This is a genomic window from Streptomyces synnematoformans (assembly GCF_039531005.1).
In the GTDB taxonomy this organism is placed as follows: domain Bacteria; phylum Actinomycetota; class Actinomycetes; order Streptomycetales; family Streptomycetaceae; genus Streptomyces; species Streptomyces synnematoformans.
Window position 1 is genome coordinate 1 of sequence record NZ_BAAAPF010000286.1, and the last position, 9,139, is coordinate 9,139.

Consider the following 9,139-nt stretch of genomic DNA (forward strand, 5'->3'; position numbering starts at 1 on the left):
TGGCCCGCTTCGCCGCCGGCGACCCGCACCTCGCCCCCGCCGACCTCGCCCCCGCGCTCGCCACCCACCCCGGGCCCGTGCTCGACGCCTTCCGGGGCCGCCTCCACCGGCCCGGCGGCGGCGACGACGTGCTGCACACCCTCGCCCGGGCCCCCGCCGCCGCCCCGGAGACGGCGCGGCGCGCCGCGGACCTCGTCCGCGAGTACGTCGACCGCCACCCCGAAGGCGCCGCAGCCGCCGCCGACTTCGTCGACCGGCGGCTGGAGCACGGGCCGTCCGAGCACGCCGTGCTCCACCCGCTCGCGGTGGAGCTGCTGACCGCGCGGTCGCCGGTGGTGCGCCGCGCGCTGGCCCCGGTCGTCGCGGAGCCGGGCACCCGCACCTCCGGGGCGCTGCGCCGCGAGCTGCTGGCGGTGCTGCTGGACCGGGAGCGGGAGCCGGGCGTGCTGGACGCGCTGCTCGCGGCGGTCGGCGGCGCGGCGGACCGGCGGGCGGAGCGGTGCACGCGGGACCTCGTCCAGCGCATCGGGCTGCTGCTGACCCGTACGCCGGAGGGCGCCGCGGTGTTCGACCGGCGGCTGGTGGCCCTCGCGGCCCGGACGCCGGCGTTCGGGGAGCAGCTGCGCGGCTGGCTGGCGGCGGACCGGGAGACGTGGGCGGTGCTGCTGGGGCCGAGCGCGCAGCTCGCGGTGGGCACGTCGCACCCGCGGCGCGCGTGCTGAGGACGCGGCGGGCGGCCGGCGCGAAACGCGCCGCCCCGCCGCCCACCCGGCGCCCGGGTCCGGCGCCCGGCCGCGCACATGGCAGTCTTGTGTTCCACAGCCCTGTACGGGCAGGCACGACTACGGCGGACCGAGGAGCGGGCAGAGTGCAGCGCTGGCGTGGCTTGGAGGACATTCCCGAGGGGTGGGGGCGCAGCGTCGTCACCATCGGTTCGTTCGACGGCGTGCACCGGGGCCACCAGCTGATCATCGGCCGGACGGTGGAGCGCGCCCGGGAGCTGGGTGTGCAGTCCGTCGTCGTCACCTTCGACCCGCACCCCAGCGAGGTGGTCCGCCCGGGCAGCCACCCCCCGCTGCTGGCCGCGCACCACCGGCGGGCGGAGCTGATGGCGGACCTCGGCGTGGACGCGCTGCTGATCCTGCCGTTCACCGCGGAGTTCTCGAAGCTGGCGCCCGCGGACTTCGTGGTCAAGGTGCTGGTCGACAAGCTGCACGCGCGGGCGGTGGTGGAGGGCCCGAACTTCCGCTTCGGCCACAAGGCCGCCGGCGACGTCGCGTTCCTCGCCTCGCTCGGCGAGACGTACGACTACGCCGTGGACGTCGTCGACCTCCAGGTCAGCGGCACCGCGGGCGGTGGCGAGCCGTTCTCCTCGACGCTCGCCCGGCGGCTGATCGCCGAGGGCGACGTCGCCGGGGCGGCGGAGGTGCTGGGGCGCCCGCACCGGGTGGAGGGCGTCGTCGTACGGGGGGCGCAGCGGGGCCGCGAGCTGGGCTTCCCGACGGCCAACCTGGAGACCCTGCCGCACACCGCGGTCCCCGCGGACGGGGTGTACGCGGGCTGGCTGGACGCCGCGGGCGAGCGGATGCCGGCGGCGATCTCGGTCGGAACGAACCCGCAGTTCGACGGCACGGAGCGCTCGGTGGAGGCGTACGCGCTCGACCGCGACGACCTCGACCTGTACGGGCTGCACGTGGCCGTCGACTTCCTCGCCTTCGTCCGCGGCCAGCAGCGCTTCGACACCGTCGAGGACCTGAAGACCCAGATGCGCCACGACGTGGACGCCTGCCGCGAACTGACCGCCGACCGGTAGCACACCGGGGCCATCCGGCCCCTCCCGTCCCCCACGCCGGACGCCGTAGCGTCCCCGCCTGCACACCTTCGCAGGGGGGACCCATGAGCAACTCGCCCGGCCCGAACCCACACGGCGGGCCGTACCCGCCCGCACTGTCCCCGAGCCCGCCGCCGCGGCACCGGAAGGTCCGGATCGCCGCCGTCGCGGTCGGCGTTCTCGTCGTCTTCGGCGTCGGGGCCGCCGTCGGCAACGGTGCGGACGGGTCGGACACCGCGGGCGCGGCGCCGACCGTCACCGCAACCGCCGAGTCCACCGCAACGGTCACCGCTTCGCCGGAGCCCGCGCCGACCGTCACCAAGACGAAGAAGGTCGAGGTCGAGGTCACCGAGACCGAGACCGTCACCGCCGAGCCGCCCGCGGACGGCGGCGCCGACTCCGGTGTCGACTCGGGCTCTGACGCGGTCGAGGGCGGCGGCAACACCTCCGGCTACCCGGACGGGCCGCCGCCCGGCCCCGACGTCGACTGCTCGGATCTCAACGGCCCCGTCTGGGTCGGCGACAGCGATCACCACGATCTCGACAGGGACGGCGACGGCGTCGGCTGCGACTGAACAGGCCCGCCGCGGCGCCCGGCCCGGCCGGTCTCCCGGGTGTGCCGCTACGTCGCCGGGGTTGCCGCCCGGGACGCGGTCAGGTGGCAGGCCACCCCCGTGCCGGTGCCGGGCAGGACCGGCAGGTCCGTGCCGCGGCAGGCGGCGGCGACGCCCGCCGACGCCGCCGCGCCGGAGGCGAGGTGCTGGCAGCGGGCGTGGAACCGGCAGCCGCCCGGGATCCGGGCCGGGTCCGGTGGCTCGCCCGTCAGCACCACCGGCTCCGTTCCCGACTCCGGCAGCACCGACAGCAGGGCCTTCGTGTACGGGTGCCGCGGCGCGGTCAGCACCTGCTCCACCGGGCCGGCCTCCACGATCCGGCCCAGGTACATCACCGCCACCCGGTCCGCGATGTTCCACGCCAGCCCCAGGTCGTGCGTGACGACCAGCGCGGAGAGCCCCAGCTGGTCGCGCAGCCGCAGCAGCAGCGCCAGGATCTCGCCGCGCACCGAGGCGTCGAGCGAGGCCACCGGCTCGTCCGCGACGATCAGCTGCGGGTCGAGCACGAGCGCGCCGGCGATGACGACGCGCTGCCGCTGCCCGCCGGACAGCTCGTGCGGGTAGCGCAGGAAGAACCGCTCCGGCGGCCGCAGCCCGGCGCGGGAGAGCGCGGAGGCGACGGCGGCGCGCTCGTCGCCCGGGCTGCCGTGGATGCGCAGGCCCTCGGCGACCGCGTCGTAGACGGTGTGCCGCGGGTTGAGCGACCCGCTGGGGTCCTGCAGCACGAGCTGCACCCGCCGGCGGTACGCCTTGAGCGCGCGGCTGCCGTACGACAGCGGCGCGCCGCGGAAGGAGACCGCGCCGGCGGTGGGGCGGACCAGGCCGAGGAGCGCGCGGGCCAGGGTGGTCTTGCCGCAGCCGGACTCGCCGACGAGCGCGACGATCTCGCCGGCGCCGATGGACAGGTTCACGCCGTCCACCGCCCGCGCGGCGGGGGCGCCGTGCCGCCCGGGGAAGACGACGCGCAGCCCGTCGGCGTCGAGCAGCGGCCCCGCGAGGGCGCCCCCCGCGCGGTCGCCCCCGTCCGCCAGCGGCTTCCCCGCGGCCAGGGGCTCGCGCTTACGCAGGTCGGGCCGTTCGCCTGCGGATGCGTCCCCGGCCGCGGGACCGCGCTTGCCGCTCTCACCGGCGCTCTTCCGTGACCCGGCCTGTCCGACCCCGTCCGCCCCCGGCTCCGCCCGTCCGCCGGCCGGCGTCCGCGGCTTCGCGTCCTTCGCCGCTTTCGACGCCATCCCCGGCTTCTCCGCCGACTCCCCGCTCACCGTGCCTCCTTGACGCTCTCCACGTGTACGCACGCCGCCCGCCTGCCCGGGCCCGCCTCCCGCAGCCGCGGTTCGTCCGCCGCGCAGGTCTCCAGCGCCACCGGGCAGCGCGGGTGGAACGTGCAGCCGCCCGGCAGCCGCGCCGGGTCCGGCGGATCGCCGGGGAGGCCCTGCGGGGCGCGGCGGTCCGCGGCCCGGCCGACGGTCGGGAACGCCGCCGCCAGCGCGCCGCTGTACGGGTGCTCCGCCGCCGTGAACACCCGCTGCGCCGGGCCCTCCTCGACGATCCGGCCCGCGTACATCACGGCCAGCCGGTCGCAGGTGTCGGAGAGCACCGCCAGGTCGTGGCTGATCATCAGCAGGCCGATGCCGTGCTCGGCGACCAGCCGCTCGATCAGCCGCAGGATCTGCGCCTGGATCATCACGTCCAGCGCCGTCGTCGGCTCGTCGGCGACGACCAGCCGCGGGTCGCAGGCCAGCGCCATCGCGATCATCACCCGCTGCCGCTGGCCGCCGGACAGCTCGTGCGGGTACGCGCCACCGCGCGCGGCCGGCAGGCCGACCTGCTCCAGCAGCCCCTCCGCCCGGCGCCGGGCCGCGGCCTGCGAGGACTCCAGCCGGTGCAGCAGGATCGGCTCGGCGATCTGGTCGCGGACGCGGTGGACGGCGTTGAGCGAGTGCATCGCGCCCTGGAAGACGATCGAGGCGCCCGCCCAGCGCACCGCGCGCAGCCGTCCCCACGACATGGCGAGCACGTCCTCGCCGTCGAGGAGGATCTCCCCGCGCACCCGCGCGGGGCGCGGCAGCAGCCGCAGCAGCGCCAGCGCCAGGGTGGACTTCCCGCAGCCCGACTCGCCGGCGAGGCCGAGCTTCTGCCCGGCGGCCAGGGTGAGGTCGACGCCGCGCACCGCCGGGACGGCGGCGGCGCCCGTACCGTACGTCACGTGCAGATCCCGCACGTCGAGGAGGGTCACTTCGCCACCCCCAGCTTCGGGTTGAGCACGGACTCCAGCGCCCGGCCCGCCAGCGTGAAGCACAGGGCGACCACCGCGATCGCGATGCCCGGCGGCACCAGGAACGACCAGTGCCCGGAGCTGATCGCGCCCGCCTCGCGGGCGTCCTGCAGCATGCCGCCCCACGAGACGACCTGCGGGTCGCCGAGGCCGAGGAACGCGAGCGTGGCCTCGGTGAGGATCGCCTCGGAGATGACCAGCGTGGTCTGGGCGAGGACCAGCGGCAGCACGTTCGGCAGCACGTGCCGTCGCATGACGTGGGTGTGCCCGCCGCCCAGCGCCCGGGCCCGTTCGACGTACGGGCGGGCCTCGATGGCCAGCGTCTGCGCCCGCACCAGCCGGGCCGTCTTGGGCCAGGCCGCCACGCCGATGGCGATGATGACGGTGGTGACCGACCGGGACATCACCGTGGCCAGCACGATCGCCAGCACCAGCGTCGGCATGACGAGGAAGAAGTCCGTGACGCGCATGAGCACGCCGGACAGCCAGCCGCCGTAGTGTCCGGCCAGCATGCCGACGAGGGTGCCGATGCCGACGGTCAGCGCCGCGGCCAGCAGCCCGACGGTGAGCGAGATGCGCGCCCCGTAGACCAGCAGGTCGAGTACCGACCGGCCGAACTGGTCGGTGCCGAGCGGGAACTCGGTGCTGGGGTTCTCCAGCGCCGTGCCCGGCGCGTCGGTGACGCTGTCGGCGTCGGAGCCGACCAGCAGCGGCGCGGCCAGCGCGGTGAACGCGATGACGGCGAGCGCGACGAGGCCGACGAGCCCCGCCCGCTGCCCGCGGTACGCGCGCCAGAAGCGGGCCGCGGAGCGGCGCCGGCGCGCCCACGCCAGCGCCCCGGGATCGGCGGCGGAATCGGCGGAATCGGCGGGGGCGGCGGACTTCGCGGGTGCCCCGGTGTCCGGGGGGTCGGCGCCCGGCTCCTCGCCCAGTGCTTCTGTGCTCATCGGCCCACCCGGGGATCGAACAGCGGATAGATCAGGTCGGCGACCACGCTCATCAGGATCATCGAGCCGGCGTAGACGATGAACAGGCCCTGGATCAGCGGCAGGTCGGGAACGCTCAGCGCCTGGTAGAACAGCCCGCCGAGGCCCGGCCAGGAGAAGACCGTCTCCACCAGGATGGAGCCGGCCGCGATGAAGCCGAGGTTGACGAAGACGAGCGTGATCGTCGGCAGCAGCGCGTTCGGCACGGCGTGCCGGCGGCGTACGAGGTCGTCGCGCAGCCCCTTGGCCCGGGCGGCCGTCAGATAGTCGCTGCCCATCTCGTCGAGCAGCGAGGAGCGCATGACCAGCAGCGTCTGCGCGTAGCACGCGGCGACCAGGGTGAGCACCGGCAGGACCATGTGGTGCACCACGTCCACGACGTACGCCGGGCCCTCCTCGCCGCCCGACTCCATGCCGCCGGTGGGGAACAGCCCGGGGAGGGGGCCGACGCCGACGGAGAAGAAGATGATGAGCAGCATCCCCAGCCAGAAGTGCGGCACCGACCAGAAGGTGAGCGCGACGCCGGTGTTCACCTTGTCGCCGAGCCCGCCGTGCCGCCAGGCCGCGCGGGTGCCGAGCCAGAGGCCGAGCGCGCTGTAGAGCACCACGGCCGTGCCGGTGAGCAGCAGGGTGGCCGGCACCCGCTCCCGGACGAGGTCCAGCACCGGCTCGTTGAACTGGTACGAGTCGCCGAGGTCGCCGGTCAGCGCGTCGCCGACGTAGCGCGTGAACTGCTCCCACAGCGGCAGGTCAAGACCGTACTGGCGGCGCAGCGCGGCGAGCTGCTCCGCGTCGACCTTGCGGCCGTGCGTCATCGTCTTGACCGGGTCGCCGGGGATGATCCGGAAGAGGAAGAAGCTGGTGACGAGGATGGCGAGGAGGGAGACCGCGGCGCCGGCGAGCTTGCCCGCCACGTAGCCGAGGTAGGCGCGGCGGGAGCTGCCCGCGGCGCCGCGGGCGCCGGGTGCCGCCTTCTCGGCGGCCGGGGTGACGGGTGGGTCTGCCGTTGACATGGCCCTCGCTTTGCTGGGGTGCCGTCCGGGTACGTGGCGCGGGTGCGGAGTGCGTCGCGGGCGGGGGGGTCGGGGTCGGGCGGGGTGTCCGGCGGCGGGGCGCCGGACACCCCGGGCGGGCGAGGGTGCGTACGGGCTACTCGCGGTCCTCCGCGGTGGCCCGGCGGCGCAGCGTGAAGACCACGCTCGCCGCGGCCACGATGACGACCGCCGCCCCGCCGCCGAGCACCACGCCCAGGGCCGAGCCGTCGTCGTCCTCGGACGCCGCCGCGGCGGGGACCGCGGTGGCCCAGCTCCAGGAGCCGTCCTGGCCCCAGATGTTGCCGTTGCCCGCGGGCATCGCGGTGATCGACTTGATGTGGTCGGTGCGGTACGCCTCCACGGAGTTCGGGTACGCCAGCACGTTCATGTACCCGGTGTCGTAGAGGACCGACTGCATCTCCTTCACCGCCTCGGCCCGCCCGGCCGGGTCGTCGTACGCGGCCAGCTGCTCGGCGTAGAGCCGGTCGAACTCCTTGTCGCAGATGAAGTTGTCCGTCTGCCCCACGACGTCCTCCGACTCCGGCAGCGCGGCGCAGGTGTGGATGGCGAGGACGAAGTCCGGGTCGGGGTTGACCGACCAGCCGTCGAAGGCGAGGTCGTACTCACCCGCCACCCAGGGGTCGCCGACGTTGTCCAGGCACTGCAGGTCCAGGCCGATGCCCAGCGCGCCCCACCACTCCTCCAGGTACTTGCCGGCGGCCTTGTCCTTGGGGTCGGTGGCGTGGCACAGCATCCGGAAGTCCAGCGGCCTGCCGTCCTTGCCGACGCGCTTGCCGTCCTTCAGCTCGTAGCCCGCCTCGTCGAGGAGCCGCGCGGCCTCCTGCGGGTCGTAGCCGACCTCCTGGTCGGCCGGCGGCTTCCAGTGGTAGTCGGCGAAGCGCGGCGGGATGTAGCCCGCGCCCACCACGCCGTGCCCCTGCAGCACCTTGTTCACTATCACGTCGCGGTCCACCGCGTGGAACAGCGCCTTGCGCACCTTCGGGTCGAGCAGCGCGGGATGGCCGTCGCCGAACGTGCGGCCCTCGACGTCGCGCGCCCCGGGGTTGACGGCGATGGCCCAGAAGCGCCGGCCCTGGCCGTCGTTGACCTTGATGTCGGGGTGGTCCGCCAGCGACGCGGCGTGCGCCGGCGTCAGGTCCGGCACGAAGGACACCTCGCCCTTGCGCAGCGCGGCGACGGCGGCGTCGGTCTCCTTGTAGTACTTGAAGGTCACCTCGTCGAACTTCGGCGCGCCCCGCCAGAAGTTCTCGTTCCGCTCGAAGGTGACGTACGAGTCGGTCTTGAAGTCCGTGAGCACGTAGGGGCCGCTGCCGACCACCGGGAAGTCCGCGTCGTTGTTGAACTTGCCCAGGTTGTCGACGTCCTTCCAGACGTGCTTGGGCACGATCGGCAGGTCCATCGAGTTCATCGTGGCCTGCGGCTCCTTCAGCTCCACGACGAGCGTGCGCGGGTCGGGCGCGGAGACCTTCTCGAAGTTCGTGACGTACGAGCCGTTGGCCGTGCCGGCGGCGTCGTCGGTCATCATCGTGTGGAACGTCCAGCGGGCGTCCTCGGCGGTCAGCGGCCTGCCGTCGGACCACTCCACGCCGTCGCGGATGGTGTACGTCCACGTCCTGCCCGCGTCGGAGGGCTCCCACTTCTCCGCCAGCCCCGGGATGGGCTCCTGCGTCTTGACGTCGTAGTTGACGAGGGAGTCGTACATCAGCCGGTTGAGGGTGGTGGCCACCAGGGTGACCGCGAGGAACGGGCTGAGCGAGTCGACGCTCTGCGCGACGGCCGCCGTCAGCACCGTCCTGTCGCCGTCGCCCCCGTCGTCGCCGCCGTCGCCGTTGTCCTGGGCGGAGGTCGCCGCGGCCGGTCCGGCCGGGCCGACGGCCGCCGCTCCGACGAGCGCGAGGGCCGCGGCGCCGGCGCAGAGCGCGTGGCGCAGCCGGCGGCGGTGCCGCGCGGCGGCGGGGGTCGGTCGTGGGGAGGGGCCGGGCGGGAAGGCGTTCTCGTCGGTGGGCTGCATGACACCTCGCGGTTCTGGGGGCGGGATGCCGGCTGACCGGCCTGGGGGTCGGGTCTGTGTAGCGAGGTTGGTCTAAACATGTCAATGACCGTGACCGGCCTGTACGAGGGCGATACCCGGCTGAAACGCGAATGAGGCCCGCGCCTTCAAAAAGGCTGCGGGCCTCATTGGTTCACCCCAATGGCGGCCGGTCCCCGAAAGGTGCCGCCGGCCGCCCGGCCGGTCCCGGCGGCGTGGCCGCCGGTCCCGCGCGCGTCACCGCGGGCTTCTTCGCTGGCCGGCCGGCGGGTGGTACCCCGGGCGGCCGACCGCCGGGCCGCCCGCCCGGTGGGCCGGCGGGGCCGGCCACGGCGTCACCCGTACGGGC

Annotated in this window: 7 protein-coding genes and 1 pseudogene; 3 read left to right on the forward strand and 5 right to left on the reverse strand. The window is 75.0% G+C overall.

Annotated elements, in window-relative coordinates:
* The 3 genes and pseudogenes from ABD317_RS29235 to ABD317_RS29245 form a co-directional block, all read left to right on the forward strand.
* Positions 1–722: pseudogene (locus tag ABD317_RS29235) on the forward strand (serine protease); the annotation flags it as partial.
* Positions 723–868: 146 nt separating this feature from the next.
* Entirely contained in the window at positions 869–1,813 is a 945-nt protein-coding gene (locus tag ABD317_RS29240) for a bifunctional riboflavin kinase/FAD synthetase (protein WP_078627694.1), read from the forward strand.
* A gap of 83 nt (positions 1,814–1,896) precedes the next feature.
* Entirely contained in the window at positions 1,897–2,406 is a 510-nt protein-coding gene (locus tag ABD317_RS29245) for a hypothetical protein (protein WP_344293605.1), read from the forward strand.
* A 47-nt stretch (positions 2,407–2,453) separates the two neighbouring features.
* Here the strand turns inward: ABD317_RS29245 and ABD317_RS29250 are convergent, their stop codons facing one another.
* From ABD317_RS29250 to ABD317_RS29270, 5 genes are all read right to left on the reverse strand, one after another.
* Positions 2,454–3,476: an ABC transporter ATP-binding protein gene (locus ABD317_RS29250; RefSeq protein ID WP_344293615.1), complete on the reverse strand. Its 1,023-nt coding sequence runs from the start codon at positions 3,474–3,476 to the stop codon at positions 2,454–2,456.
* 227 nt (positions 3,477–3,703) lie between these two features.
* Positions 3,704–4,681 carry an ABC transporter ATP-binding protein gene (locus tag ABD317_RS29255; RefSeq protein ID WP_344293607.1) on the reverse strand — a complete coding sequence of 326 codons (978 nt, stop codon included), beginning with the start codon at positions 4,679–4,681 and terminating at the stop codon, positions 3,704–3,706.
* Complete coding sequence (locus ABD317_RS29260; protein WP_344293609.1) at positions 4,678–5,667, reverse strand: ABC transporter permease; 990 nt, start codon at positions 5,665–5,667, stop codon at positions 4,678–4,680. The genes ABD317_RS29255 and ABD317_RS29260 overlap by 4 nt, the downstream gene beginning before the upstream one ends.
* Positions 5,664–6,719 (reverse strand): ABC transporter permease, encoded by a 1,056-nt coding sequence (locus ABD317_RS29265; RefSeq protein WP_344293611.1) that lies wholly within the window; start codon positions 6,717–6,719, stop codon positions 5,664–5,666. The genes ABD317_RS29260 and ABD317_RS29265 overlap by 4 nt, the downstream gene beginning before the upstream one ends.
* Positions 6,720–6,855: 136 nt before the next feature.
* Positions 6,856–8,772 carry an ABC transporter substrate-binding protein gene (locus tag ABD317_RS29270; protein WP_344293613.1) on the reverse strand — a complete coding sequence of 639 codons (1,917 nt, stop codon included), beginning with the start codon at positions 8,770–8,772 and terminating at the stop codon, positions 6,856–6,858.
* Positions 8,773–9,139: the final 367 nt, after the last annotated feature.

Coding starts and splice junctions, on each gene's coding strand:
- ABD317_RS29260 (WP_344293609.1), bottom strand. CDS start 5,667: ATGAGCACAGAAGCACTGGGCGAGGAGCCGGGCGCCGACCCCCCGGAC.
- ABD317_RS29265 (WP_344293611.1), bottom strand. CDS start 6,719: ATGTCAACGGCAGACCCACCCGTCACCCCGGCCGCCGAGAAGGCGGCA.
- ABD317_RS29270 (WP_344293613.1), bottom strand. CDS start 8,772: ATGCAGCCCACCGACGAGAACGCCTTCCCGCCCGGCCCCTCCCCACGA.
- ABD317_RS29245 (WP_344293605.1), top strand. CDS start 1,897: ATGAGCAACTCGCCCGGCCCGAACCCACACGGCGGGCCGTACCCGCCC.